The organism is Burkholderia sp. SJZ089 (assembly GCF_007828315.1).
In the GTDB taxonomy this organism is placed as follows: Bacteria; Pseudomonadota; Gammaproteobacteria; order Burkholderiales; family Burkholderiaceae; genus Burkholderia; species Burkholderia gladioli.
In genome coordinates, this window is sequence record NZ_VIUM01000012.1 from 14,427 (window position 1) to 39,949 (window position 25,523).

Sequence of the window (25,523 nt, forward strand, 5' to 3'; positions counted from 1 at the left end):
CTGCCCGGGGGCGCTCCTACACTGGCGCCGCTTCGGTGCTCGCGCACGGCCTAGACGAGGGCGCGCGCGGTTAAACGGGAAGCAGGGAGCGATGCCGCGCGGCATGCCAACCTGCGCTGCCCCCGCAACGGTAAGCGACCGCGTCGATCGCGCTGGCGATCCTGGCGCAAGCCGCCCCTCGATGGCGGCCCTCACGCGAGCGAGGGCCGCCGTGGCCACTGCGCGCCTGGTTCGCGCGGGAAGGCGGGGGTGGGCTGGTCGCCAGCCCGGATACCGGCCGAAGCGGGGAAGCGCGCGGCCTGCGCGCTTCCGGAGGCGGCGCTGCGGGGAGGCAGGGCCGCGCGAATCCACAGGATGTTCCCGATGTCCACCGCGTTTGTCCGCGCCGCCCTGCTCGCGGCTTGCGGGCTGCCTTGCCTGTCGCTCGCCCAGGTTGCGCCCGGCACGTCCCGCGCGTCTGATATGGCCGCCGCCAGCGCCGCCAGCGCCGCCAGCGCCGCCACCGGCTCCGCCGCCGCGCCGTCCGTCGCGCGAAGCAGCGACCGCGCCGCCGTTGCGTCCACCGCCACGGCTTCATCCAGCGCCGCATCGTCCGCCGATCCCGCCGCGCCGGTCGCGCTCGACTCGGTGGTGGTGAGCGCGAGCCGCAGCGCGCAGAAGCTCGCCGACGCGCTGCCGCAAACCACCCTGTTCACGCGCGAGGACATCGAACGCAGCAGCGCGTCCGATCTTCCGGGCCTGCTTGCGTTCGCACCCGGCGCGCAGATCGTGCGCAACGGCGGGCCCGGCTCGAACACCTCGCTGTTCCTGCGCGGCGCGCAGTCGAACCAGTCGCTGCTGCTGATCGACGGCGTGCGCGTCGATTCGGCCAGCCTCGGCGCCGCGCAACTGAGCCAGCTCACGCTCGAGCAGATCGACCACGTCGAGATCGTCAACGGCAACGTCTCCTCGCTGTACGGCTCGGGCGCGATCGGCGGCGTGGTGCAGGTGTTCACGCGCGACGGCGGCAATCATCCGCCGCGCTTCTATTTCTCGGCCGGCTACGGCAGCTATCACACGCAGTCGCAGCAGGCCGGCGTCTCGGGCCGGCTCGACGCGGACGGCAGCACCACCTTCTCGCTGTCGCTGTCGCGCGACAAGACCGACGGCTTCTCGGCGATCGACCCGGTGCAGCAGCCGGGCGCCAATCCGAACGCGAACGGCAACCTGAACGAGAGTCTCTCGGCCTCGCTCAAGCATCGTTTCGCGAACGGCTGGCGCGCGGGCCTCGACTACTTCCAGTCGAACGGCGAGAACAGCTACGACAACCCCTTCGGACAGGCCACGACCGATCTCAACACGCTCTACAGCCGCGTGCAGCAGATCTCGGCGCATGCCGAGGGCAAGCTGACCGACTGGTGGACCACCCACCTGCGCGTGTCGAGCGGCAACGACCGCAGCCAGAGCTGGCTGAACGGCGCCTACACCGACCACTTCAACACCGACAACCGTCAGTACAGCTGGCAGAACGATTTCACGGTGGCGCGCGGCCAGACCATCCAGGCCGGCTACGAGCGGCTCGACCAGGCCTTCGATTCCGATGTCTACTCGGCGCCGCAGCGACACGTGAATTCCGGCTGGCTCGGCTACACGGGCCGCTTCGGCGACAGCCAGGTGCAGGCCAACCTGCGGCGCGACCAGTATTCGGATTTCGGCGGCGCGAACAGCTACTATCTCGGCTACGGATACGACCTGGGCGAGCACTGGAAGGTCACGGCGAGCTATTCGGATGCGTTTCGCGCGCCGACCTTCAACGACCTGTACTACCCCGATGCCGGCAATCCCGCGCTGGTGCCCGAGCGCAGCCATTCGATCGAGGCCGCGCTGCAATACGCCTCGGACGCGCTGGGCGTGATGCGGCTGAGCCTGTTCCAGACGCGCTACGCGAACCTGATCCAGTACGAGCCCGATGCGTCGGGCCTGGTCTATACGGCGCAGAACGTCGGGCGCGCCAAGGTGCAGGGCATCGAGGGCTCGTGGCAGGGGCATCTCGGCAAGACTGACGTGCGCGCCTCGGCGACCTTCCAGAACCCGGTCGACCAGAGCGGCGAACAGGACCTGCTGCGGCACGCGCGGCGCTTCGCGTCGTTCTCGGCCAGCCATCCGTTCGGCGGCTGGCGCGTCGGTGCCGAGTGGCTGCTGAGCGGCGCGCGCAGCGACAGCGCGCAGACGCTCGGCGGCTACGGCGTGGTGAACCTGACGGCGCGCTACGACATCACCAAGGCGTGGTACGTGAGCGCGCATCTCGACAACCTGCTCGACAAGGACTACCAGCTTGCCTACGGGTACAACACGCCGCGGCGCGGCGCCTACGTCACGATCGGCTGGCGCCAGCCATGAGGTCGCGCACGGCGCAGGCATGAGCTTCGCGAGGAACCCCGCTTGAACACGTTCGCGCGCACGGCGAGCATGACGCGCGGCCGCGCCTGGGCGATCTGGGCCGCGCTCGCGCTGGCCGCCGCCCTGGTGCTGGTGGCCGCGCTGACGCTCGGCAGCGTGCCGATCTCGCCGCGACAGGCGCTGGGCGCGCTGTTCACGCCGGCCGGCGGCGACCCGCTGGCCGGCGAGATCGTGCGCACGCTGCGCCTGCCGCGCGCGCTGGCCGGCTTCGGCTGCGGTGCCCTGCTGGCGTTGGCGGGCGCGCTGCTGCAGGTGCTGCTGCGCAATCCGCTGGCCGAGCCCTATGTGCTCGGCGTCTCGGGCGGCGCGGCCGGGTTCGCGCTGGCGGCCATGATCGCGGGCGCCGCCTGGTGGTGGGTCGATGCCGCCTCGTTCGCGGGCGCGCTGCTGTCGGTCGCGCTGGTGCTCGGCCTCGCGCATCGCTCGCTCAGGCTCGGCCCGGCGCGCGGCACCGTGCGCGATACCGTGCGCGAGGCCTCGCCGCGCCTGCTGCTCACCGGCGTGGTGGTGGCCGCCGGCTGGGGCGCGCTGATCACGCTGATGCTGTCGATCGCGCCCGACAGCCGCCTGCGCGGCATGGTGTTCTGGCTGGCCGGCGATCTCGGCAGCGCGGCGCCGCCGTGGTTCGCATTGGCCGCGCTGGCCTGCGCGCTGCTCGCGGCGCTGCCGGTCGCGCCGCAACTGAACGTGCTGCTGCGCGGCGAGCTCGGTGCCGCCGCGCTGGGCGTGCCGGTCGCGCGGCTGCGGCTGCGTCTCTACCTGATCGCCTCGCTGGCCGCCGCGGCCTCGGTCACCACGGCCGGCACCATCGGTTTCATCGGCCTGGTGGTGCCGCACGGCTTGCGGCTCGCCTTCGGCAACGACCAGCGCATGCTGCTGCCGGCCGCGGCGCTCGCCGGCGGCACGGCGGTGATGGCGGCCGACCTGGTGGCGCGCACCGTGATCGCGCCAGCCCAATTGCCGGTCGGCGCGATGACGGCGCTGATCGGCGTGCCGGTGTTCCTGTGGATGCTGTTGCGCGGGCCGGGACGATGAGCGCGATGTCTTCCTCCCCGTCTTCCACGCCGGCCGGCGACGACTGGCGCGTGCGCGAACTGCGGCTCGCGGCCGGTTCGCGGGTTTTGGTCGAGGCGCTGTCGCTGCGCTTCGCGCCCGGCGAGCTGTGGTGCATCGCCGGCCCCAACGGCGCCGGCAAGACCACGCTGATCTCGGTGCTGGCGGGGCTCGACGCGCCGGCGGCCGGGCAGGTCGAGGCCGACGGCCGGCCGCTTGCAAGCTGGCCGGCCGACGCGCTCGCGCGGCGTCGCGCGCTGATGCCGCAAGCCCAGTACGACGCCTTCGCGGCAAGCGTGTTCGATACCGTGCTTGCGCACCGCTTTCCGCACCTGGGCGGCTGGGGCTGGGGCTGGGAAGGCGAGGCCGACCGGCTCGCCGCGCGCGCCGCGCTGGCGGCGCTGGGCCTGGCCGAGTTCGCGGCGCGCGACGTGCTCACGCTGTCGGGCGGCGAGCGCCAGCGCGTGGCGCTGGCTGGCGTGCTGTGCCAGGATGCGCCGCTGCTGCTGCTCGACGAGCCGCTCGCGCACCTGGACCTGCAGCACCAGGCCACCTGCCTGGACGCGCTGCTCGCCTGGTTGCGCGTCGCGCCGCGCACGGTGATTTTTTCGTGTCACGATCTGAACCTCGCACGGCGCTACGCCACGCACGCGCTGCTGCTCGACGGACGCGGCGGCGCGCTGGCCGGCCCCGCGCGCGAGGTGCTGTCGGCCGAGGCGGCGAGCGCCGCCTTCGGTTATCCGCTGGTGCTGATCGAGCGCGACGGCCACGAGGCGCTGGTGCCGATGTGGCCCGCGCATGCCACGCCGCCGCGCTCCCGGCCACCGCCGCGCTGAATCCTCTCCACCTGTCGACCCGCTCACCCGGGGCTGTGCGCCCGACGCGCCAGCCTCCAACCGAACCGAAGAACGCCGCATGAACCCGACCTATACCGTCCCGAAGCTCAAAGCGCTCGACGACACGCTGAGCGCCTCGCTGCAGCACCTGATCGACACCAAGACCAAGCCGCCCGGTAGCCTCGGCAAGCTGGAGGCACTCGCCCTGCAACTGGGCCGGATCCAGCGCAGCACCCGGCCGCGCATCGAGCGGCCCGTGACGATCGTGTTCGCGGCCGACCACGGCATCGCGGCCGAGGGCGTGAGCCCTTATCCGCAGGCGGTTACCGCCCAGATGGTGGCGAACTTCCTGGCCGGCGGCGCGGCCATCAATGCCTTCTCGAAGCTGGCCGGCTGCGAGCTGGAGATCGTCGACGCGGGCGTGGCCACGCCGCTGCCGGCCTCGCCGCAATTGATCGCGGTGCCGGTCGCGGCGGGCACGCGCAACTTCGCGCAGGAGCCGGCGATGAGCGAGGCGCAGTTGCACGCGGCGCTGGCGGCCGGTGCCGCGCGCGTCGCGCATCATGCGGCGCTCGGCACCACGGTGGTCGGCTTCGGCGAGATGGGCATCGCCAATACCTCGGCCGCGGCCTGCCTGATGAGCCGCCTGGTCGGCCTGCCGCTGGCCGAGTGCGTGGGGCGCGGCACCGGCCTCGACGACCAGGGGCTGGCCCGCAAGCGCGCCGTGCTCGAGGCGGCGCTGGCGCGCCATCCCGAGGCACAGGCGCCGCTCGAGGTGCTGGCCACCTTCGGCGGCTTCGAGATCGCGATGATGACGGGCGCCTTCCTGGCGGCCGCGCAGGCGCGCATGGCGATCCTGGTGGACGGTTTCATCGCCAGCTCGGCGCTGCTGGTGGCCGCCGCGCTGCAGCCCGCGGTGCTCGACTACTGCGTGTTCTCGCACGTCTCCGACGAGAACGGCCATCGCCGCATGCTCCGGCATTTCGGCGCGGCGCCGCTGCTCGCGCTCGACCTGCGCCTGGGCGAGGGCACCGGCGCCGCGCTCGCGCTGCCGCTGCTGCGCGCGGCCACCGCCTTCCTCGACGAGATGGCCAGCTTCGAGGCGGCCGGCGTCGCGAACCGCGACGATGCCTGAGCCGGGAGCAGGCATGCGCTGGCGAGCCGAATGCCGTTATTTCTTCGTCGCGCTGGGTTATTTCACGCGCGTGCCGGTGCCGCGGCGCATCGGCTACGCGGCCGGCGATCTCGACCGGGCGGCGCGTTATTTCCCGCTGGTCGGCGTCTGCGTGGGCGCGCTGGCCGCCGGCGTGTATCTGCTCGCCGCGCGTATCTGGCCGCCCGGCGTGGCGGTGCTGCTGTCGATGGCCGCCAGCCTGGTGGCCACCGGCGCGTTCCACGAGGACGGGCTCGCCGATAGCTGCGACGGCTTCGGCGGCGGCTACACGCGCGAGGACGTGCTGCGCATCATGCGCGATTCGCGCATCGGCAGCTTCGGCGCGGTCGCGCTGGTGCTGGCGCTGGCCCTGAAGTGGCAGGCGCTCGCGGCGCTGCCGCCGCTGCGCGCGGCCTGGACCCTGCTGGCCGCGCATGCGGCGAGCCGCGTCGCCGCGGTCAGCCTGCTGATGACGCTCGACTACGCGCGCGAGGAAGGCAAGGCGCGGCCGGTCGCGCAGCGGATGTCGGCGGGCGCTTTCGGGTTCGCGGCGCTGTGCGGCCTGCCCTGGCTGTTCTGGCCGGACTGGCGCGCGGGCCTCGCGGCGCTGGCCGCGCTGCTGGTGGTGCGTGCGCTGCTGGCGCGTTACCTGCGGCGCCGGCTCGGCGGTTATACCGGCGATTGCCTCGGTTTCGCGCAGCAGCTTTCCGAGCTGGCGATCTACCTCACGGTGCTCGGATGGACCTCGTCCTGATCCGTCATCCGGCGCCGGCCGTCGAGGCCGGTATCTGCTACGGCGCCTCCGACCTGCCGCTTGCGGGCGAGGCAGCCGTCGAGGCGGCCGCGATCGCGGCGCGGCTGCGCGCGGCGCAGGTGGATTGGCCCAAGGCGATCCTGGCGAGCCCGCTGCAGCGCTGCGCCGCGGTCGCGCAGGCGATCGGCGTGCTCGCGGCGCGTCCGGTGCGGCTCGACGCGCGCCTGCGCGAGATCGATTTCGGTACCTGGGAGATGCGGCGCTGGGACGAGATCGGCGCGGCCGCGCTCGATCGTTGGCAGTCCGACCTGATGGGCGCGCGCGAGCATGGCGGCGAGAGCGCCGCGCAATTCGTGGCGCGCGTGGAGTCGTTCGCGCTGCCGTTCGCCGCGTCGCTGCCCGAGGACGCGAGCGCGATCCTCGTCACCCATGCCGGCGTGATCCGCGCGCTGGCCTCGCTGTGGCTCGACGTGCCGCTCGACAGCCTGCTCACGCGCGCGATCGCCTATGGCGGCCTGGTGCGCTTCTCGCGCGATGCGCGCGGCTGGCAATTGATTCAGTGGGACGAGACGCTCGGCTGAGCGCCCCGTGCCGCTATCAGCGGCGCCGCTCGCGCGCCGTTTCCAGATCCCGGCAGACCTGTTCCGCGCCGAGCGCGAGCCGCGGCGTCGGCCGTGTCAGCCAGTCGCCGTCGACCGCGAACAGGTTGCTGCGGGCGACCGCCGCCAGCGACGGCCAGCGGCGCCAGCGCTCGAGGCTCGGCAGGCTCGCGTCGCTGGCGGTGGCGCCTTGCGCGGTGGCGACGATCGCCTCGGGATCGGCGGCCAGCACGGCCTCGTCGCTGACGGTCGGCGCGACCGGCTGCAGCGCCGCGAACACGTTGCGGCCGCCGCACAGCCTGAGCACGTCGCTGACGATCTGCGCGCCGTTCAAGGTGGTCAGCGGCCGGTCCCAGATCTGCAGGAACACGGTGACCGGCGGCCGGGCCGCATAACGCGCGCGCAGCGCCGCGATGCGCTGCCGGTAGTCGGCGGCGGCCCGGTCGGCCTGCGCGCGCGTGCCGAGCAACCGGCCGAGCTTGTCGAGCGAGACGGCCACCTCGTCGAGCCGTTTCGGTTCGCTGAAGTAGAGCGGGATGCCGAGCGCCGCCAACTGCGCGGTCTGCCGGTCGGCGTTGCCGTGCCGCCAGACCACGATCAGGTCCGGCTTGAGCGCGACGATGCGTTCCAGGTCGAGTGAGCGGTTGTCGCCGACGCGCGGCAGCGCGCGCGCCGCTTCGGGGTAGTCGCTATAGGACACGGCGCCGACCATCGCGGCGGCGCCGCCCGCTGCATAAAGCAGCTCGGTGGCGTGCGGCGCGACGCTGATCACGCGCCTGGCCGGGGCGGACAGGGTGACGATTCGGCCGGCATCGTCGATGACGGTGATGGCGTTCGTCGCGCTGGTTGCCGATGCGACTGCCGGCGAGCTTGCCGAGGCGACCGAGGCAGGCGCGGCCGCAACCGGCGCGACGAGCGGCACGGCAAGCAGCGCCGCGACCAGCCCGCCAGCGAAGCTTCGACCAAGCATGGCTTGCGCGCGCATCGATCAGCGCCCGGCTGCGCCGTACGCGGCAGTAGCCGCGTAATGGTCCAGCGCATCCTCGAGCCGCAGCCATTCCTCCTCGATCCCCGGCAAGCCGATCCGCAGGCTCGGTGCCTGCGCGAAGAAACGCGTCCAGACGCCCTGCGTGGCGAGCGCGTCATGCAGCGCCCAGGCGCGCGGATCGTCGGTCCAGCAGAACAGCGGAGTGGCGCGCACCACGAAGCCGTGCAGGCGCAGCAGTTCCGCGAGCCGCTCGCTGTCGGCCGCCAGGCGCTCGCGCGTGGTCTTCTGCCAGCCCTGGTCGGCCAGCGCGGCCGACACGGCGTGCCGAGCCGGGCCGCTGACGGTCCAGGCGCCGAGCTCGGCGCGCAGCCGCGCGAGCGGCAGCGGCGCGGCCAGCACGAAGCCGGCGCGCACGCCGGCCAGTCCGAAGAACTTGCCGATCGAGCGCAGCACGAACAGGCCGTCGCGGCCGGCATCGGCGGCCAGCGTATCCTCGCCGCCGGTATCGGCGAAGGCCTCGTCGACGATCAGGGCGCCGCCGCGCGCGGCCAGTTGCGCGTGCCAGCCCAGCAGGCGCTCGCGCGTGAGGCGCTCGGCGGTCGGATTGTTGGGATTGCCGACGATCACGTAACGCATCGATGGCGGCAGCAGGGTCGCGTCGGCATCGAGCGTCGCCAGCGTATGGCCGTGGCGCAGGAAGGCCGGCGCGTATTCGCTGTAGGCCAGCGGCCCGACGCCGGCGATGCCGGGCTCGAGCAGCGCGGGCAGCGCGCGGATCGCGGCCTGGCTACCGGCCACCGCCAGCACGTGCGCGGCGTCGGGCGCGCCGTAGTAGCGCGCGGCCAGCGCGGCCAGCGGCGCCTCGTCGCCGGGCAGCCGGCGCCAGGCCTCGGCCGGCATCGGCGGCACCGGGTAACCGATCGGGTTGATGCCGGTCGAGAGATCGAGCCAGCGCGCGAGCGGGATGCCGTAGCGCTGCGCGGCGTCGTGCGGATTGCCGCCGTGCGTGATGGCGGGCGGCTGGAGAGCGGAGTCGGTCATGGGGCGGGTGGGGCGGGGCGATCGGGATCGCCCGCCGCGCGGAATCGAGGAAAGGGGGTGAACGTGACGCGGGCCGGGGCCTCAGCCATGCCGGGTGGCGACCGAGAGCGCGGCGCCGGCCAGCAGCAGCGCGAGCCAGAGGATCGAGGTGCGCGCCACCAGCGAGAGCGCCGCGCGCACGTGGGCGGGCGAGGCCGGCTCGCCGGCGCCGAGCGTGGGACGCGTCTCGAGTTCGCCGTGATAGACGGCCGGGCCGCCCAGCACCACGTTGAGGCTGCCGGCGCCGGCGGCCATCACCGGCCCGGCATTGGGGCTGTCCCACTGGCGCGCCTGGCTGCGCCAGCAGCGCCAGGCGTTGGCGGTGTCGCCCAGCAGGGCGTAGCTGGCGGCCGTGAGCCGCGCCGGCACCCAGTTCAGCGCATCGTCGATGCGCGCCGCGGCCCAGCCGAAGCGCAGCAGGCGCGGCGTGCGATAGCCCCACATCGCGTCGAGCGTGTTGGCGAGCCGGAACATCAGCGCGCCGGGGCCGCCCGCGATGGCGAACCAGAACAGCGCGCCGAAGATCGCGTCGTTGCCGTTCTCCAGCGCCGATTCGACCGCCGCGCGCGACAGCGCCGAGGCATCGGCTTCGCGCGTGTCGCGCGAGACGATGCGCGCGGTCAGCGTGCGGGCCTCGGCGAGATCGCCGCGGGCGAGAGCGGCGCCGATCGGCGCGATATGCTCGGCCAGGCTCTTGGCGCCGAGCGCGAACCACAGCAGGGCGACATGCACGGCGGCGGCCAGTGGCCAGGGCAACAGGGCGAGCAGCAGCAGGGCCGCCAGCACCGGCGGCAGCACCGCCAGGCACCAGGCCGCCACGCCGATCGGCCGGCCCAGCCGGCCGTGGTTCAGGCGCGCCTCGATGGCCTGGGCCAGGCGCCCGAAGGCGACCAGGGGGTGGCCGCGGCGCGGCTCGCCGAAGCGCCAGTCGACCAGGAAGGCCGCGACCGCGAGGATCGCCACCGCCGGCAGCGACAGCATCAGCATGCCGGTTCTCCGGGTGCTTTCACGTGCATCGGCAGGCCCGCCACCACCAGCGTGACGTGGGTGGCCAGCGCTGCGATGCGCTGGTTGAGCCGGCCCAGTTCGTCGACGTAGCGACGTGTCTCGGCGCCGAGCGGGATCACGCCCAGGCCGATTTCGTTGCTGACCACGATCACCTGGGCCCGCGAGGCGCGCAGCGCGTCTTCCAGCGTCGCCACGCGCGCGGCGAGCGTGGCCTCGTCGACGGCCGCGCCGTCGGGCGGGCAGAGCAGGCCGGCGAGCCACAGCGTCAGGCAGTCGACCAGCACGCAGGCGCCGGGATCGTCGAGCGCGGCGATCGCCTCGGCCAGCGCCTCGGGCGCCTCGACCAGGGCCCAGTCGGCCGGGCGGCGCGCGCGATGATGGGCGATGCGGCGATCGAATTCGGCGTCGCCGACCACGCGCGCGGTGGCGACATAGGTGACGGCGCGGCCGCTCGCGGCGGCCAGCCGTTCGGCATGTGCGCTCTTGCCCGAGCGGGCGCCGCCGAGCACGAAGGTGAGGTGGTGCGAAGTCATCGCGTGATTGTAACGGCGCGCGCGATAATGCGGCCTTCCCCAGACAGCCCGATGGCCCGCACCATGACCGTTTCCGATCGCCTGCCCTCGCCGCGCGGCACGCTGATGATCCAGGGCACCACCTCCGACGCCGGCAAGAGCACCGTGGTGGCCGGGCTGTGCCGGCTGGCGCGGCGCGCGGGCGCGCGCGTGGCGCCCTTCAAGCCGCAGAACATGGCGCTCAACAGCGCGGTGAGCGTCGACGGCGGCGAGATCGGCCGCGCCCAGGCACTGCAGGCGATCGCCGCCGGCATCCCCGCGCATACCGACCTGAACCCGGTGCTGCTCAAGCCGAACAGCGATCGCGGCGCGCAGGTCATCATCCACGGCCACGCGCGCGGCAATCTCGATGCGCGGGCCTATCACGCCTACAAGCCGGTGGCCTTCGAGGCCGTGCTGCAATCCTACGAACGCTTGCGCGCCGCCTACGACGCGGTGATCGTCGAGGGCGCCGGCAGCCCGGCCGAGATCAACCTGCGCGAGGGCGACATCGCCAACATGGGTTTCGCCGAGCATGTCGACTGCCCGGTGGTGCTGGTCGCCGACATCGATCGCGGCGGCGTGTTCGCGCACCTGCTCGGTACGCTGGCCTGCCTGTCGCCGAGCGAGCGCGAGCGCGTGCGCGGCTTCGTGATCAACCGCTTCCGCGGCGATCCGGCCTTGCTGAAACCCGGCCTCGACTGGCTGGAGGCGCAAACCGGCAAGCCGGTGCTCGGCGTGCTGCCCTACCTGCACGGCCTCGCGCTCGACGCCGAGGACATGCTGCCGAGCCTGGCGCGCACCGAGGCCAGCGATCGCGCGGCCGGGGTGCTGCGGGTGGTCGTGCCGGCCGTGCCGCGCATCAGCAACCACACCGACTACGACGCGCTGCGCGCGCATCCGCGCGTCGATTTCTCGTACTGGAAGCGCGGCCCGATCCCGCCCGCCGATCTGGTGATCCTGCCCGGCTCGAAGAGCGTGCAGCGCGATCTCGAATGGCTGCGCGCCAACGGCTGGGATCGCGCGATCCAGCGCCACCTGCGCTACGGCGGCAAGCTGATCGGGATCTGCGGCGGCATGCAGATGCTGGGCCGCTGGCTCGACGATCCGCATGGCGTCGAGGGGCCGCCGGCCCGCGTGGCCGGGCTCGGCCTGCTCGACTATGACACCGAGCTGCGGCCCGAGAAGACGCTGGTCAACGCGGGCGGGCGGCTCGCCTGGGGAGACGGCGCGACCGTGAGCGGCTACGAGATCCACATGGGCGAGACGCGCGGCCCGGCGCTGGCGCGGCCGGTGCTGCGGCTGGACGGACCGGAAGGCGAGCGGCCCGACGGTGCCATCTCCGAGGACGGGCAGATCCTGGCCACCTACCTGCATGGCCTGTTCGACGCGCCCGGCGCCTGCGCCGCGCTGCTCGAATGGGCCGGGCTGGACCGGGCCGAGGCGGTCGACTGGGCGGCGCTGCGCGAGGCCTCGATCGAGCGGCTCGCCGATACCTTCGCCGCGCATCTCGATCTGGAACGTGTGTTCGGCAGCTTCGCCTGATCGATTCATTCTTTTTGGGAGGTAATGTAATCCGATCCGGAGATTTATCGGCGAAAACGCTTCGAATAGAGTTCGCTCCATTCCCCTTCTCGATGGAGTCCGCCATGAACCCGAATCGCTCCGCCGAACTCGGCGCCACCTTGCTGCGCCTGGTGCTCGGCGTGCTGTACCTGATCCACGTCGGCCAGAAGCTCTTCGTCTTCACCCTGCCGGGCACCGTGCAGTTCTTCGTCTCGATCGGCCTGCCGGGCTGGCTCGCCTATGTGACGATCGCCGTGGAGTTGGTCGGCGGCCTCGCGCTGCTGGGCGGGATTCAGGTCCGGGTCGTCTCGCTGGTGCTGCTGGTGTTCATGCTCGGCGTGGTGCACACGCATTTCCCGAACGGCTTCGGCTTCGATTCGCCGCATGGCGGCTGGGAATATCCGGCCTTCTGGGCAGCCGCGCTGGCGGTGCAGGCGCTGGTCGGCGCGGGCGCCTATGCGCTCGGCGGCAACCGCGCGGCGGCCAAGGCCGGCGTGCAGCGCGCGGCCTGAGCGGGCGGGGCGGGCGATCGCCGCGGCGGTATCGCCACCGCCCGTTCCCTGCCGTCGATGCCCCTGCGCGCAACGCGGCCTTTGAGCGGGCCGCGCCTGCCGCGCCGCCACGCACCGGCGCCGGTTCCGGCTGTCACCGGCTCGGCGCCGTCGAAGGCCGGAACCCGGCGCCAGGCCCGCTCCCGGCCATCGGCCACGAGGCCCGGCCCGGTTTCTCCCGCCGACCGATCCGTCCAGCCGGGCCCCCCTAGCCGGCACGACGCGGCGATACCCGCCCATCCGGCCGTGATCGCGCCTGCCCCGTTCCGGGGCGGGGCGTTTTGCCGATATCATCGCTCCCTGTATCCGCAACTTTCCGTGGCGCCGCCGACCGGCGCCGCGCGGCTTTCCGGGGGTGTACATGACGGTGATCGTGGTGGCAAATCCGAAGGGCGGCGTCGGCAAGAGCACGCTGTCCACCAATCTGGCCGGGTATTTCGCGGCGCAGGGCGCCTGGGTGGCGCTGGCCGACCTGGACCGGCAGCAGTCCTCGCACGGCTGGCTCGCGCTGCGGCCCGCCACGCTGCCGGTCATCGAGGCCTGGGCGCTCGACCCGAACGCGCCGGCCAAGCCGCCGCGCGGCCTCGAATACGCGGTGATCGACACGCCGGCCGGGCTGCACGGCAACCGGCTCGACCTCGCGCTCGACCTGGCCGACAAGGTGATCGTGCCGCTCCAGCCCTCGATGTTCGATATCCTCGCCACCCAGCAATTCCTCGAGCGGCTGGCCGCCGAGAAGGCGGTGCGCAAGGGGGCGGTGCAGGTCGGCATCGTCGGCATGCGCGTCGATGCGCGCACGCGCTCGGCCGAGCAGTTGCAGCGCTTCGTCGAGGGGCTCGAGCTGCCGGTGCTCGGCTACCTGCGCGACACCCAGAACTACGTGCAGGTGGCCGCGCACGGCCTGACCTTGTGGGATGTCGCCCGCAGCCGCGTCGAGAAGGATCTCGAGCAGTGGCAGTCGATCGTCGACTGGGCGCAGGCCAGGCCGGGCAAGGCCGACTGAGCCTGGGGCGGGGCATCAAAAACGAAACCCGCCGTTCTCGCGAACGGCGGGTTTTCCGCTGCCGGCGGCCGCGAACGGCGCGGCGCTCAGGTCCAGTTCTGGGTCGGCACGTGGTCGCGGCTGCCCTTCATCCTGTTGTGCTCGTCGACGAACACCAGGTCCGGCTTCCAGCCGGCCTTCAGGTCGGCCTCGTCGACCACCGCGAACGCGGCGATGATCACCAGGTCGCCGAGCTGCGCGCGCCGCGCCGCCGAGCCGTTCAGCGAGATCATGCCGCTGCCGCGCTCGCCCTTGATCGCGTAGGTCGAGAAACGCTCGCCGTTGTTGATGTTCCAGATGTCGATCCGCTCGTTCTCGACGATGTTCGAGGCTTCGAGCAGGTCCTCGTCGATCGCGCAGGAGCCTTCGTAGTGAAGCTCGCAGTGCGTGACCTTGGCGCGGTGGATCTTCGATTTCAGCATGTGGCGCTGCATGGTGTGTCCCGATGCGGTGAGGCGGAAGCGCGACGGCGGGCCGTCAGATTTCCAGGTTGTCGATGAGGCGCGTGGCGCCGAGCTTGGCGGCGGCCAGCACCACCAGCGGCTCGCCGCCCTCGAGCTCTTCGGCGCTCGGCGCGACCAGGTTGGCACGTCGGCGGATCGCGATGTAGTCGGGCTGCCAGCCGCGCGCGGCCAGCGCCTCGCGGGCCGCGGCCTCGACCTTGGCCAGGTCGCGCTCGCCGCCCAGCACCGTCTCGCGCACGCGCTGCAGCGCGCGCGCCAGCTCGGGCGCCTCGGCGCGCTCGGCCTCGCTCAGGTAGCGGTTGCGCGAGGACAGCGCCAGTCCGTCGTCGTTGCGCACCGTTTCGGCGGCCACGATGTCCACCGGCAGCGCGAGCTGGTGGCACATGCGGCGCACGATCATCAGCTGCTGGTAATCCTTCTTGCCGAACACGGCCACCTTCGGCTGCACGCAGGCCATCAGCTTGGTGACCACGGTGCACACGCCGGTGAAGAAGCCGGGGCGGAACTCGCCCTCCAGGATGTCGCCCAGGTCGTGCGGCGGCTGCACGCGGTATTCCTGCGGCTCCGGGTACAGGTCGCGCTCGGTCGGCGCGAACAGCACGTAGACGTTTTCGCTCTGCAGCTTCTCGATGTCGTCCTGCAGCGTGCGCGGGTACTTGTCGAAATCCTCGTTCGGGCCGAACTGCAGCCGGTTCACGAAGATGCTCGCGACCACCGGGTCGCCATGCTGGCGCGCGAGCCGCATCAGCGACAGATGGCCTTCATGCAGGTTGCCCATCGTCGGCACGAAGGCCGTGCGGTTCTGGCCGCGCAACTGGTCGCGCAGCTCCTGGATCGTGCTGATGACTTTCATGGTCGGTAGAGCGGTTCCTCGCGCGCATCGCGCGTTGCCGCCGCGCGGGGCGCGGCCTCGTGGTCGGACGGTTCGCTGGCCCGCGAGCCGGGCAGGGCGCGAGCGTCGGCGATTGTAGAGGATTTGCGGCTGAAGCGCACCGATAAGCGCACGATCGTTCGCTTTTTATCCGGGCGCGGCCGCGCGAAGGCGGGATAGACGGGGCCGTGCCGGCCCGTCTTCGAGACGAAAAGGGGGGAAGCCGCGGGAGGAAACAGCGCGAGGCCCGGCGCGCCCGCCTCAGGCCGGCAGGTAGGCCAGGCGCACGTAGATCGGCGCGAAGGGCTCGGGCTGGGTGATCTCGATCAGCGATTCGCGCGCCAGCTCGAGCATGGCGATGAAGTTGACCACCACCACCGGCACGCCGCGCGAGGTGTCGAACAGCTCGGCGAACTCCATGAAGCGCACGTTCTGCAACTGCCGCAGGATCAGGCTCATGTGCTCGCGCACCGACAGCTCCTCGCGCGAGATCTTGTGATGCTGGACCAGCTTGGCGCGCTTGAGCACGTCGGCCCAGGCCGCGCGCAGGTCGTCGGAATCGACGTCCGGGAAGCGCGGGGTGATGCTCTGCTCGATGTAGACCTCGGCGCGCAGGAAGTCGCGGCCGAGCTGCGGCAGTTGGTCGAGCCGCTGCGCGGCCAGCTTCATCTGCTCGTATTCGAGCAGGCGGCGCACCAGCTCGGCGCGCGGATCCTCGGCTTCCTCGCCGGTGTCGGCCTTCTTGACCGGCAGCAGCATGCGCGACTTGATCTCGATGAGCATCGCCGCCATCAGCAGGTACTCGGCCGCCAGCTCCAGGTTCGACTCGCGGATCTGGTCGACGTAGCCGAGGTACTGGGCGGTGACCTCGGCCATCGGGATGTCGAGCACGTTGAAGTTCTGCTTGCGGATCAGGTACAGCAGCAGGTCCAGCGGGCCCTCGAAGGTCTCCAGGAAGACCTCGAGCGCGTCGGGCGGGATGTAGAGATCCTGCGGCAGCTTGAACAGCGGCTCGCCGTACAGGCGCGCGAAGGCGGCGACGCCGTCCACCGTGTCGGGCGTCGAATCGGCGCCGGCACGCGCGGCGAGCGCGTCCTCGGGCGGGGCGGCGGCCTCGTCGGCGGCGCTCACGGGATCAGAAGTTCTGGTAGTAGACGTAGGAGGTCTGCTTGACGCGCGATTGCTGCTGCTCCGAACGCTCGTCGAGGTCGATCGGCTGCTTGTCCCACAGCAGGGCGCGGCCCTTGCGCTGCTCGTCTTCCAGCGTCGGCTTCTGTTGCTTGAGCTGGTTCAGAAATTGCGTGACGTCGGACGTGTACGACATGGTGGGTTCCGTTCGAGACGGGCCGGTGCGCGCTTGGCGCCGCCGCCCGGGTTGGGGATGGCGGGATTTTACCGCATCGCGGGGAACAGCCGGCGTTCAGGCGCGTCGAATGCCCGCGGTGTGTATCTGCACGCGTGCTTTTGAAGATCTTTCAAGCTTTGGCCTCTGTGGCGCCATGTCGCTGTGGTCAAATGTGGTTTTTCATCCGATCAATTTCCGAGGGGGCGGTATTTGACAGGGCTGGCCATTCCACCCGATGCGCGTCGTGCCCGCCGCAAGGCGATCCCGGGCGCCGAGGCGATCGTTTCCAGCAAGGCGATGCCTGCCAGCCAGGCGAGTCCCGCCGGCCAGGCGCCGTCGCCGTCTTCCCGCTTCCCATTGCTGCCGCGCCTGGTCCGCCTGACGCTGGGCGGCTGTCTGGCGGCCAGCTTCGCGCTGCCGGCCTGGGCCAAGTACAGCGTCGACATCGACGCGCCGCGCTCGGTGCGCAAGCTGCTCGAGCAGCACCTCGACGTCTCGCGCTTCGCCAAGCGCGACGACATCTCCGACGACCAGTTCGAGTTCCTGATTACCGCCACGCCCCAGCAGGTGCGCGACCTGAGCGCCACCGAGGGTTATTTCTCGCCGGTGGTCTCGACCGACGTGCGCAACCGCGACGGCAAGCGCTCGGTGACGGTCAAGGTGGACCCGGGGCCGCAGACCGATGTGGCGGGCGTCGACCTGCAGTTCAAGGGCCCCGTCGGCACCGAGGACCCGAAGCAGGAAACCGCCGCGCGGCTGGCCTTCTCGCTGCACGAGGGCGATGCCTTCACGCAGTCGGGCTGGGACGGCGCCAAGAATGCCGCGCTCAAGCAACTGCAGTCCTATCGCTACCTGGGCGCGAAGATCGTCAGCTCGCAGGCGCGCATCGATCCGCGCACGCGCACCGCGAAGCTCGCGGTGAGCTTCGACAGCGGGCCGACCTTCACGATGGGCGCGCTCGACGTGTCGGGCGTGCGGCGTTATCCCGAGAAGATCGTCACCAACGTCAACCCGCTCGGCGTGGGCGAGATCTACGACGTGCAGCGCATCAACGAGCTGCAGCGCCAGTTGCAGAACACGCCGTATTACGCGAGCGTGGCGATCGACGTCGGCGACGACACCAGCAAGCCCGAGGACACGCCGGTCCACGTGAAGGTCAGCGAGTATCCCTACAACAGCGTGCGCGGCGGGGTCGGCTACGCGACCGATACCGGGCCGCACGTCCAGGGCTCCTATACCTATCTCGACACCTTCGGCGCGGCCTGGCCGCTGCAGGTGTCGGGGCGCATCGACCAGATCCAGCAATACGGGCAGGTCCAGCTCTCGATGCCGCCGAGCCCGCACGGCTGGACCAACAGCGCGCTGGCCTCGTACACCAACACCAACGTGTCGGACGTGCGCATCTACAGCGCGCGCCTGGGCCTGCAGCGCACCAAGACCAGCCAGAACATCGACTATTCCTACTCGATCATGTTCTACCAGGACCGGCTGGACCAGAACGGCGCCGGCCCGACCACCAGCCGCGCGCTGGTGCCGCAATGGTCCTGGACGCGGCGCAACGTCGACGATCCGCTGTTCCCGCGCTCGGGCAACCTGATCCACGCCGAGGCCGGCTTCGCCGTGAAGGGCGTGCTGACCGACCAGAGCTTCATTCGTGGTTACGCGCGCGGCCAGCAGTACATCCCGATCGGCAAGCGCGACCTGATCTTCTTCCGTGCCGAGCTGGGCGGCGTGTTCACCAGCGGCGGCTCGGCCGGCATCCCGGCCTCGCTGCTGTTCCGCGCGGGCGGCTCGAACTCGGTGCGCGGCTACGGCTACCAGAGCATCGGCAACAGCGTGGACGGCTCGGTGCTGCCGACCAAGTACCTGATGACGGGCACCGCCGAATACCAGCACTGGTTCAACCACGACTGGGGCGCGGCGACCTTCTTCGATGTCGGCACCGCCACCGATGCCTGGGGCGAGCGGGTGTTCTATCCGGGCGTCGGGCTCGGCGCGCGCTGGCGCAGCCCGGTCGGGCCGGTCAATGTCGACCTCGCCTATGGCCTGCGCAATCGCAGCGTGCGTCCCTACCTGACGCTCGGCATCGCATTCTGACGAGGGTTTTCCGGATTCCAGCATGACCAAGCACGATTCCCCGCCACCGCCGAACGACGCGCCGCCGCCGCGAGACGAGACCCGCCAGCCGCCGCGCAGGCCGCGCCGGCTCGGCCGCGCGCTGGCCTGGAGCGCCGGCGTGCTGCTGGTGGTGGTGCTGCTGCTGGCCGGCGCGCTGGCCGCGGCGGTGATGACCGAGCGCGGCACGCGGCTGGCCTGGCAGGCGGCCGTGGCCGTGCTGGGCGGGCGGCTTTCGGGCACGCTGGAAGGCGGTTCACTGGCCGAGGGCGTGAGGATCTCGAAGCTGGCCTGGGTTACTCCCGGCGGCAAGGGCACCGAGGTGCGGATCGACCATGTGGAAGGGCGCTGGGCGCTCACGCGCGCGCCGCTGCGCTTCACGCTCGACTACCTGCGCGCCGGCACCATCGACGTGACGGTCGCGCCGTCGCCGCCCGATACCCCGCCCACCACGCTGCCGGAGAATCTCGATCTTCCGTTGCAACTGACGCTGCGCGAGCTGCGCTTCGACACGCTGCGCATCCACGAGGCGGGCTCGACCACCGAGCTGACGAAGCTGCTCGCGCACGGCCAGAGCGATCGACGCCATCACGCGCTCACGCTGGAGCGGCTCGATACGCCGTTCGGCGCGCTGACCGCCGATGTGCGGCTCGACGGCGCGCGCCCGTTCGCGATCGCCGGCACGGCCGGTTATTCGGGCAAGGTGTCGAACGAGCAGGTCGACGCGCATGCCACGCTGTCGGGCTCGCTCGAGGCGCTGGTGCTCGACCTCGACGCTTCCGGGATGAAGCTGGCCGGGCGCGCCCATGTGGAGGCCGCGCCGTTCGGCGCGGTGCCGCTCACGCGCGCCACGCTGGCCTTCGATCACGTCAATCCGCGCGCGCTCGCGCCGGGCGCGCCGCAGGCCGACCTGGCGGTGCGCGCCGCGCTGGCGCCGGCCGGCGAGTTGGCCGCTCAGGACGACAGCGTCTCGGGGCGCGCGCTGGCCGCGCTCGCGGCTTCGTCCGCTTCCTCGGCGACGGCTGCCTCGGCTAGCCAAGTGGCGGCGGCTGCGGCTTTAGCCGCGTCGTCGGCGACGGCCGCATCGCGCAGTCGACTCGCGGCAGGGTCCCCGGCTTCCGCCGCGAGCGCCGGCTCGGGCGCCGCCGTCGCTGCCGCGTCTTCCGCGTCTTCCGCGTCCGTCGCCCAGCACGGCGCCGCCGCGGGCAAGCCGCCGCTGGTGGTGGCCGGCACGCTGTCGGTGGTCAATGCGGCGCCCGGCACGCTGGCCGAGGGCAAGATCCCGCTGGTCGACATCCACGCCAGGCTGCGCCTGGATGCCCACACGCAGCGCATCGACGATTTCGTGATGCGCATGCTGCGCGAGGGCAGCGTGACGGGCGGCGGCGCGCTGGCCGCCTCGCGCGGCCGCTTCGACCTGAAGCTGGCGAATCTCGACCCGACGCTGTTCTCCAGCGCGGTGCGGCCGATGCGGCTCGGCGGTCCGGTCGCCGTCACGCTCGACGGCGGCTCGCAGCGCGCCACGGTCGAGCTGAGCGATCCGAAGCTCGCGCTGGGCCTGAGCGCCGACCTCATCACCGACGCGAACGCCACCACCATCCAGCGCGCGCGCGTGTCGGCGGGCAAGGGACGCGTCGACCTGAGCGGCGTGCTCAAGCACGACAAGAATTCGAGCTACGAGCTCAAGGCGAACCTGGTCGACTTCAATCCGCTGGCCTTCTCGACGCTGAACCCGGGTAGCTCGGCCGCCCCGAAGGGCGGGGCGGGCGGCAAGGGCCGGGCCGCCGCGACGGCCAACGCGAAGCGCGGCGCGACCGCCACCGCGAAGACCGCGACGGCAAGCGCGACCAGGACCGCCGCCGCGCCGTCCCGCGCGGGCCGGCCCGTCGATGCGCGCGTCAACGGCACGCTCACGGCGAGCGGCGCGCTCGCGCCGGCCCTCACCACGAAACTGCAGTTCCGGCTCGGCGACAGCGTCTACGACGGCGTGCCGATGACGGGGCAGGGCACCGTGCAGGTGGCCGGCACGCGCCTGTTGCCGAGCACGGCCGAACTCTCGGTGGCGGGCAACCAGGTCTCGCTGAACGGCAGCTTCGGCGCGCCGGGCGACCGGCTGCGCTTCGCGATCGACGCGCCGCAGCTCGACCGGCTCGGCTTCGGCCTGCAAGGGCTGGTCGCCGCGCACGGCGAGGTGACCGGCAGCATCGCGCATCCGAACGTCGCGGCCGACTACCGGGCCACCGGCGTGGTGGTCGGCAGCAACCGGATCGGCTCGGCCGAGGGCAGCGCCGAGATCCGTGACGGCGCGAATGGCGCGCTGTCGCTGACGGTCGATGCCAGCGACCTGGCGCTGGGCTCGCTCGACCTGAAATCGGTCAAGGCGAAACTGGCCGGCACGCGCGCGCGACATACGCTGCAGGCCTCGGCGATCGGCAATGCCGAAGGGCGCGTGATCAACCTGCAACTGGCCGCGGCGGGCGGCCTGGTCGAGACCGGTGGCGGCAGCCGCTGGGACGGCACCGTCTCGCAACTGGTCAATCGCGGCACGCCGGCCGTTTCGCTCGACGCGCCGCTGACGGTTTCGGCCGGCGCCGATCGCGTGATCCTGGGTGCCAGCAAGCTGACCGTCGAGGGCGCGGTGCTCACGCTGCGCAGCTTCGCGCTCGACCACGGCACGATCCGCACCGCCGGCACGCTCAGCAACCTGTCGATCGCGCGCGCCCTGCAGGTGCGCGAGTTCCTGACCGGCGAACGCGCACCGGTGCGCACCGACCTCGTGCTCGACGGCGACTGGGACCTGACGCTGGCGGCCAACGCCAGCGGTCACGTGCAGATCCGCCGCCGCGCCGGCGACGTGACGATCGAGGCCGGGCGCGGGATCGCCTCGCTCGGCATCACGGCCCTGGAGGCGCGCGCCGAATTCGGCGCGGGCAACCGGCTCAACGCCACCGTGCATGCCAAGGCGAGCCGGATCGGCACCGCCGACGCGACGCTCGGCATCCCGTTCGCGATGCGCGACGGGGTGATCGGCGTGGCCGAGAACGGCCCGCTGTCGGGGAAGATCGACGTCGACCTGCCGGCGCTGCGCACCACCGGCGGCCTGCTCGGGCCGAGCTACCTGTTCGACGGGCGTGCCGCGCTCAAGCTGAGCGTGGCCGGCACGCCGGCCAAGCCGGACCTGTCGGGCATGCTGACCGGCGACAATCTCTCGGTGACGGTGGTCGACCAGGGCGTGCAGTTGAAGGACGGCATCGTGCGCGTGAAGCTGACCGACAACCTGGTCGACTTCCAGCAGGTCGAGTTCCACGGCGCCGACGGCACGCTGCGCGCGCTGGGCCGCGTGCGGCTCGACGGCAACGCGCCGGACCTGAGCGCCAGCGTGGTGGCCGACAAGCTCGAGCTGTTCGCCTCGCCCGATCGCAAGCTCTCGCTGTCGGGCAGCGCCAGCGTGAAGAACGACGGCCCGCGCGGCCAGCTCGCCATCGACGGCAAGTTCACGGTCGATCGCGCGCTGTTCGACCTGCCGGAATCCTCGGCGCCCTCGCTGTCCGACGACGTGGTGATCGTGCGCCCGGACGGCACCGTGCCGGGCGAGGTCAAGACCGTGGCCGGCGTGCCGAAGTCGATCGCCGAGAAGCCGGCGCCGGCGCTCGGGCCGCGCGCCAATATCGATATCGACCTGGGCAACCAGTTCCGCTTCAAGGGGCATGGCGCCGATCTCGGCCTGCGCGGCACCATCACCGTGATGAGCGCGCCGGGCACGCCGCTGCGCGCGGTCGGCAACGTGCGCGTGACCGAGGGCTCCACTTATTCGACCTTCGGCCGCAAGCTGTCGATCGAGAACGGCTTCTTCACCTTCAACGGGCCGATCGCGAACCCCGGCATCAACATCCTCGCGATGCGCCGCAACCAGGAGGTCGAGGCCGGCGTGCAGGTCACCGGCACGGTGCAGTCGCCGACCGCCAAGCTGGTGTCCGAGCCGAACGTGACCGACAACGAGAAGCTGTCCTGGCTGCTGTTCGGGCACGGCACCGACCAGGGCAACAACCTGGGCCAGCAGAACACCATGACCACCGCGCTGGCCCTGCTCGGCAGCGCCACCGGCAAGCGCGTGGCGCAGACGGTCGGCCTCGACGAGTTCACCATCGGCCGCAGCGACGTGGGCCTGACCGATCCGCAGGTGGTGCAGCTCTCGAAGGCGATCAACGAGCGCTTCGTGCTCGGCTACGAGCAGGGCCTGCAGTCGGCCAGCAATGCCTTCAAGGCGACCCTCAACCTGTCGCGCTTCTGGTCGGTGTCGGCCTACGGCGGCACCTTCCAGGGCGTCGACCTGAACTACACGCGGCGCTTCGATCGCTGGTGGTGGGCGCGGCGGCACTGAGGCCTCGCGTGGATTCGCGCCCCAGGCCAGGCGCCGTTCGCTCGCGAGCGGCGATCGTTCCGGCCGCGTGAAATGAAAAAGCCCGCTCATGAGGAGCGGGCTTTTTGCTGGTTCGCGCTTGCGGCGTGCCGATCAGCTCACGCGCATGCCGGGCTTGGCGCCGCTGTGCGGCTCGAGGATGTAGAGGCCAGGTTCGGCGTTCTCGTCCTTCGACGAGGCGGCCAGCACCATGCCTTCCGACATGCCGAACTTCATCTTGCGCGGCGCCAGGTTGGCGACCATCACCGTCAGCTTGCCGACCAGGTCTTCCGGCTTGTAGGCCGACTTGATGCCCGAGAACACGTTGCGGGTGCTTGCTTCGCCGACGTCGAGCGTCAGTTGCAGCAGCTTGTCCGAGCCCTCCACCGCCTGGCAGGCGACGATCTTCGCGATGCGCAGGTCGATCCTGGTGAAATCGTCGATCGAGATGGTGCCGTCGCCGGCCGGCGCGGCGGCTTCCTTGGCAGGCTTCTTCTTCGCGTCCTTGGCATCCTTCGAGGCCTTGGCCGCGCCCTCGGCGCTGGCGGCCGCGTCGGTGGCGCCCAGCGAGTCGCGGTTCGCGGCCAGCAGCGCCTCGATCTGCTTCGAGTCGACGCGCGTCATCAGGTGCTGGTAGGCGTTGATCGGCTGCGTCGAGGACAGCGGCGTGGCCGCGCTGGCCCAGCTGAGCGGCGCGATGCCGAGGAAGGCCTCGACGGCCTCCACCAGCTTCGGCAGCACCGGCTTGAGCGCCAGCGACAGCAGGCGGAACGCTTCCAGGCTGACGCTGCAGGTCTCGTGCAGGGCCACCGCGTTGGCCGGGTCCTTGGCCTGCTCCCAGGGCTTGGCGGTATCGACGTAGCCGTTCACCGCGTCGGCCAGCTCCATGGTCTGGCGCAGCGCGCGGCTATACTCGCGCGCCTCGTAGTGCGCGGCGATCTGCGGGATCGCCTCGCGCAGCGAGGCCAGCAGCGGGTGGTTCATCGCGCTGTCCTGCACGCGGCCCTCGAAGCGCTTGATCAGGAAGCCCGCCGCGCGGCTCGCGATGTTCACGTACTTGCCGACCAGGTCGCTGTTCACGCGCGCCTGGAAGTCCGCGAGGTTCAGGTCGAGGTCTTCCATGGTCGCGTTCAGCTTGGCCGCGTAGTAGTAGCGCAGCCATTCCGGGTTCATGCCGGTGTCGATCACGCTCTTGGCGGTGATGAAGGTGCCGCGCGACTTCGACATCTTCGCGCCGTCCACCGTCAGGAAGCCGTGCGCGAACACGTTGGTCGGCGTGCGATGGCCCGAGAACTCGAGCATCGCCGGCCAGAACAGCGTGTGGAAGTACAGGATGTCCTTGCCGATGAAGTGGTACTGCTCGGCGGCCGAGCCGGGGCGCGTCCAGGCCTCGAAATCGAGGCCGAGCTTGTCGGCGAGATTCTTGAAGCTCGCGTAGTAGCCGACCGGCGCGTCGAGCCAGACGTAGAAGTACTTGCCGGGAGCGCCGGGGATCTCGAAGCCGAAGTAGGGCGCGTCGCGCGAGATGTCCCAGTCGGCCAGCCTGGCCTCGCCTGCGTCGCCGAGCCATTCGCGCATCTTGTTGGTGGCCTCGGGCTGCGCCAGGCCGCCCACCCAGCCGCGCAGGAAGTTCTCGCAGCGCGGGTCGGACAGCTTGAAGAAGTGGTGCGTCGAGGTCTTGCGCACCGGCGTGGCGCCCGACACCACCGAGTAGGGATTGATCAGCTCGGTGGGCTGGTAGGTCGAGCCGCAGACCTCGCAGCTGTCGCCGTATTGATCCTTGGCGTGGCACTTCGGGCACTCGCCCTTGATGAAGCGGTCCGGCAGGAACATCTCCTTGACCGGGTCGTAGGCCTGCTCGATGTCGCGCTCGGCGATCAGGCCCGCTTCCTTCAGCGCGAGGTAGATGTTCTCGCTGAGGACGCGGTTCTCCTCGGAATCGGTGGTGTAGAAATTGTCGAAGGAAATCCCGAAGCTGTCGAAATCGCGCTTGTGCTCGCCCCAGACGCGCTCGATCAGCTGCTTCGGGCTCAGGCCTTCCTGTTCCGCGCGCAGCATGATCGGCGTGCCGTGCGTGTCGTCGGCGCCGATGTAGTAGACCTCGTGGCCGTGCATTCGCAGCGTCCGCACCCAGATGTCGGTCTGGATGTACTCGACCAGGTGGCCGATGTGGATTTGCCCGTTCGCATAGGGCAGTGCGGAGGTGACGAGGATCTGGCGGCGGCTCGAAGGCGCGCCGGCCTGCACGGTATTGAGGTCGGATGCGGACATAGGGTCGTCTGGAAAGCCGCGGCGGGCGCGGCGGTAGCACGGGGGAAACGCGTAGGAGTCTGCGATTCTAGCAGGCGGGCGGGAATCGATCGCCGCCTCGCGCGCGGGCTGCCGGAAAGGGCCGTTTTCGTGCCGTTTTCAGCCCGCAAACGCGGCAAGGTACGGATTATTGCACGATGGCCGTGACAGTCTTTCGAAGTGCTTTCGGCGGTGCCGGGCTCGGTGGCGGCAGTGGTTCGCCGCACTGGCCAGCCGGTTCGGGAAGGGGAAAAACGCGGAGGAAATCGACGCGCCATTGCTTGGATTGCTGCGTTGCAGCAAGCGAACGGCAGGCAAAAAAAACCGGGGCGATCTTTGCCCCGGAGCAACAACGACAAGAGGAGAATGGTGACGCGTCTGCAAAGCAACAGTCGCGTACCGTAAGGAAAGACCCGGCGC

The 25,523-nt window shown here is 71.3% G+C and carries 20 protein-coding genes and 1 riboswitch; of the genes, 11 read left to right on the forward strand and 9 right to left on the reverse strand.

The genetic code is table 11. The features are described 5' to 3' along the window. Positions 1-16 precede the first annotated feature (16 nt). A riboswitch (cobalamin riboswitch) is annotated at positions 17-297 on the forward strand. Positions 298-363: 66 nt separating this feature from the next. The 6 genes from FB600_RS21795 (at position 364) to cobC (ending at position 6,816) form a co-directional block, all read left to right on the forward strand. Then, complete coding sequence (locus tag FB600_RS21795; RefSeq protein WP_145757335.1) at positions 364-2,379, forward strand: TonB-dependent receptor domain-containing protein; 2,016 nt, start codon at positions 364-366, stop codon at positions 2,377-2,379. Between the two features lie 69 nt (positions 2,380-2,448). Further along, positions 2,449-3,474, forward strand: coding sequence for a FecCD family ABC transporter permease (locus tag FB600_RS21800; protein WP_145757383.1), 1,026 nt, complete (start codon positions 2,449-2,451; stop codon positions 3,472-3,474). A 5-nt stretch (positions 3,475-3,479) separates the two neighbouring features. After that, positions 3,480-4,328 (forward strand): ABC transporter ATP-binding protein, encoded by an 849-nt coding sequence (locus FB600_RS21805; protein ID WP_145757336.1) that lies wholly within the window; start codon positions 3,480-3,482, stop codon positions 4,326-4,328. 79 nt (positions 4,329-4,407) lie between these two features. Beyond that, complete coding sequence (cobT, locus tag FB600_RS21810) at positions 4,408-5,463, forward strand: nicotinate-nucleotide--dimethylbenzimidazole phosphoribosyltransferase (RefSeq protein ID WP_145757337.1); 1,056 nt, start codon at positions 4,408-4,410, stop codon at positions 5,461-5,463. Between the two features lie 13 nt (positions 5,464-5,476). Beyond that, positions 5,477-6,235 carry an adenosylcobinamide-GDP ribazoletransferase gene (locus FB600_RS21815; RefSeq protein ID WP_096750348.1) on the forward strand — a complete coding sequence of 253 codons (759 nt, stop codon included), beginning with the start codon at positions 5,477-5,479 and terminating at the stop codon, positions 6,233-6,235. Further along, positions 6,220-6,816 carry an alpha-ribazole phosphatase gene (gene cobC, locus FB600_RS21820; protein ID WP_105819398.1) on the forward strand — a complete coding sequence of 199 codons (597 nt, stop codon included), beginning with the start codon at positions 6,220-6,222 and terminating at the stop codon, positions 6,814-6,816. The genes FB600_RS21815 and cobC overlap by 16 nt, the downstream gene beginning before the upstream one ends. A gap of 16 nt (positions 6,817-6,832) precedes the next feature. Here cobC and FB600_RS21825 read toward each other — a convergent pair whose 3' ends face one another. The 4 genes from FB600_RS21825 to cobU all read right to left on the reverse strand — a co-directional run bounded on the left by FB600_RS21825 (position 6,833) and on the right by cobU (position 10,443). Beyond that, positions 6,833-7,804, reverse strand: coding sequence for a cobalamin-binding protein (locus tag FB600_RS21825; protein WP_227743875.1), 972 nt, complete (start codon positions 7,802-7,804; stop codon positions 6,833-6,835). 18 nt (positions 7,805-7,822) lie between these two features. After that, the gene (cobD, locus tag FB600_RS21830; protein ID WP_145757338.1) at positions 7,823-8,863 is read right to left on the reverse strand and encodes a threonine-phosphate decarboxylase CobD; all 1,041 of its coding nucleotides are present in this window, start codon (positions 8,861-8,863) and stop codon (positions 7,823-7,825) included. An 81-nt stretch (positions 8,864-8,944) separates the two neighbouring features. Beyond that, positions 8,945-9,889: an adenosylcobinamide-phosphate synthase CbiB gene (gene cbiB / locus FB600_RS21835; RefSeq protein ID WP_013699070.1), complete on the reverse strand. Its 945-nt coding sequence runs from the start codon at positions 9,887-9,889 to the stop codon at positions 8,945-8,947. Further along, complete coding sequence (gene cobU, locus FB600_RS21840) at positions 9,883-10,443, reverse strand: bifunctional adenosylcobinamide kinase/adenosylcobinamide-phosphate guanylyltransferase (protein WP_098181654.1); 561 nt, start codon at positions 10,441-10,443, stop codon at positions 9,883-9,885. The genes cbiB and cobU overlap by 7 nt, the downstream gene beginning before the upstream one ends. Positions 10,444-10,506: 63 nt before the next feature. On the opposite strand from cobU, the gene FB600_RS21845 reads away from it, so the two are divergent. The 3 genes from FB600_RS21845 (at position 10,507) to FB600_RS21855 (ending at position 13,581) form a co-directional block, all read left to right on the forward strand. After that, complete coding sequence (locus FB600_RS21845; protein ID WP_227743876.1) at positions 10,507-12,006, forward strand: cobyric acid synthase; 1,500 nt, start codon at positions 10,507-10,509, stop codon at positions 12,004-12,006. Between the two features lie 104 nt (positions 12,007-12,110). Continuing rightward, positions 12,111-12,539 carry a DoxX family protein gene (locus FB600_RS21850; protein WP_013699067.1) on the forward strand — a complete coding sequence of 143 codons (429 nt, stop codon included), beginning with the start codon at positions 12,111-12,113 and terminating at the stop codon, positions 12,537-12,539. 400 nt (positions 12,540-12,939) lie between these two features. Continuing rightward, a complete protein-coding gene (locus tag FB600_RS21855) occupies positions 12,940-13,581 on the forward strand; it encodes a ParA family protein (RefSeq protein ID WP_017921374.1) in 642 nt (213 codons plus the stop codon). 86 nt (positions 13,582-13,667) lie between these two features. On the opposite strand, the gene panD is transcribed toward FB600_RS21855, so the two are convergent. From panD to FB600_RS21875, 4 genes are all read right to left on the reverse strand, one after another. Next, positions 13,668-14,054, reverse strand: a complete 387-nt coding sequence (panD, locus tag FB600_RS21860; RefSeq protein WP_145757339.1) for an aspartate 1-decarboxylase — start codon at positions 14,052-14,054, stop codon at positions 13,668-13,670. A 43-nt stretch (positions 14,055-14,097) separates the two neighbouring features. Next, on the reverse strand, positions 14,098-14,937 hold the full coding sequence (gene panC, locus FB600_RS21865) for a pantoate--beta-alanine ligase (protein WP_145757340.1): 840 nt from the start codon (positions 14,935-14,937) through the stop codon (positions 14,098-14,100). 279 nt (positions 14,938-15,216) lie between these two features. After that, positions 15,217-16,086 (reverse strand): segregation and condensation protein A, encoded by an 870-nt coding sequence (locus tag FB600_RS21870; RefSeq protein WP_013699063.1) that lies wholly within the window; start codon positions 16,084-16,086, stop codon positions 15,217-15,219. A gap of 4 nt (positions 16,087-16,090) precedes the next feature. Further along, on the reverse strand, positions 16,091-16,279 hold the full coding sequence (locus FB600_RS21875) for a DUF3460 family protein (protein ID WP_013699062.1): 189 nt from the start codon (positions 16,277-16,279) through the stop codon (positions 16,091-16,093). Between the two features lie 318 nt (positions 16,280-16,597). Between FB600_RS21875 and FB600_RS21880 the strand changes: the two genes are divergently transcribed. Both FB600_RS21880 and FB600_RS21885 read left to right on the forward strand, forming a co-directional pair. Then, positions 16,598-18,397 (forward strand): autotransporter assembly complex protein TamA, encoded by a 1,800-nt coding sequence (locus tag FB600_RS21880; protein ID WP_408580116.1) that lies wholly within the window; start codon positions 16,598-16,600, stop codon positions 18,395-18,397. 22 nt (positions 18,398-18,419) lie between these two features. Then, positions 18,420-22,796 (forward strand): translocation/assembly module TamB domain-containing protein, encoded by a 4,377-nt coding sequence (locus tag FB600_RS21885; RefSeq protein WP_145757341.1) that lies wholly within the window; start codon positions 18,420-18,422, stop codon positions 22,794-22,796. A 132-nt stretch (positions 22,797-22,928) separates the two neighbouring features. Here FB600_RS21885 and metG read toward each other — a convergent pair whose 3' ends face one another. After that, entirely contained in the window at positions 22,929-25,085 is a 2,157-nt protein-coding gene (metG, locus tag FB600_RS21890) for a methionine--tRNA ligase (protein ID WP_145757342.1), read from the reverse strand. Positions 25,086-25,523 lie beyond the last annotated feature (438 nt).

Excerpts from the sequence above, each read along its gene's own strand:
- FB600_RS21795 (WP_145757335.1), top strand. The coding sequence starts at position 364 with ATGTCCACCGCGTTTGTCCGCGCCGCCCTGCTCGCGGCTTGCGGGCTG.
- FB600_RS21800 (WP_145757383.1), top strand. The coding sequence starts at position 2,449 with ATGACGCGCGGCCGCGCCTGGGCGATCTGGGCCGCGCTCGCGCTGGCC.
- FB600_RS21805 (WP_145757336.1), top strand. The coding sequence starts at position 3,480 with ATGTCTTCCTCCCCGTCTTCCACGCCGGCCGGCGACGACTGGCGCGTG.
- cobT (WP_145757337.1), top strand. The coding sequence starts at position 4,408 with ATGAACCCGACCTATACCGTCCCGAAGCTCAAAGCGCTCGACGACACG.
- FB600_RS21815 (WP_096750348.1), top strand. The coding sequence starts at position 5,477 with ATGCGCTGGCGAGCCGAATGCCGTTATTTCTTCGTCGCGCTGGGTTAT.
- cobC (WP_105819398.1), top strand. The coding sequence starts at position 6,220 with ATGGACCTCGTCCTGATCCGTCATCCGGCGCCGGCCGTCGAGGCCGGT.
- FB600_RS21825 (WP_227743875.1), bottom strand. The coding sequence starts at position 7,804 with ATGCTTGGTCGAAGCTTCGCTGGCGGGCTGGTCGCGGCGCTGCTTGCC.
- cobD (WP_145757338.1), bottom strand. The coding sequence starts at position 8,863 with ATGACCGACTCCGCTCTCCAGCCGCCCGCCATCACGCACGGCGGCAAT.
- cbiB (WP_013699070.1), bottom strand. The coding sequence starts at position 9,889 with ATGCTGATGCTGTCGCTGCCGGCGGTGGCGATCCTCGCGGTCGCGGCC.
- cobU (WP_098181654.1), bottom strand. The coding sequence starts at position 10,443 with ATGACTTCGCACCACCTCACCTTCGTGCTCGGCGGCGCCCGCTCGGGC.
- FB600_RS21845 (WP_227743876.1), top strand. The coding sequence starts at position 10,507 with ATGACCGTTTCCGATCGCCTGCCCTCGCCGCGCGGCACGCTGATGATC.
- FB600_RS21850 (WP_013699067.1), top strand. The coding sequence starts at position 12,111 with ATGAACCCGAATCGCTCCGCCGAACTCGGCGCCACCTTGCTGCGCCTG.
- FB600_RS21855 (WP_017921374.1), top strand. The coding sequence starts at position 12,940 with ATGACGGTGATCGTGGTGGCAAATCCGAAGGGCGGCGTCGGCAAGAGC.
- panD (WP_145757339.1), bottom strand. The coding sequence starts at position 14,054 with ATGCAGCGCCACATGCTGAAATCGAAGATCCACCGCGCCAAGGTCACG.
- panC (WP_145757340.1), bottom strand. The coding sequence starts at position 14,937 with ATGAAAGTCATCAGCACGATCCAGGAGCTGCGCGACCAGTTGCGCGGC.
- FB600_RS21875 (WP_013699062.1), bottom strand. The coding sequence starts at position 16,279 with ATGTCGTACACGTCCGACGTCACGCAATTTCTGAACCAGCTCAAGCAA.
- FB600_RS21880 (WP_408580116.1), top strand. The coding sequence starts at position 16,598 with ATGCCTGCCAGCCAGGCGAGTCCCGCCGGCCAGGCGCCGTCGCCGTCT.
- FB600_RS21885 (WP_145757341.1), top strand. The coding sequence starts at position 18,420 with ATGACCAAGCACGATTCCCCGCCACCGCCGAACGACGCGCCGCCGCCG.
- metG (WP_145757342.1), bottom strand. The coding sequence starts at position 25,085 with ATGTCCGCATCCGACCTCAATACCGTGCAGGCCGGCGCGCCTTCGAGC.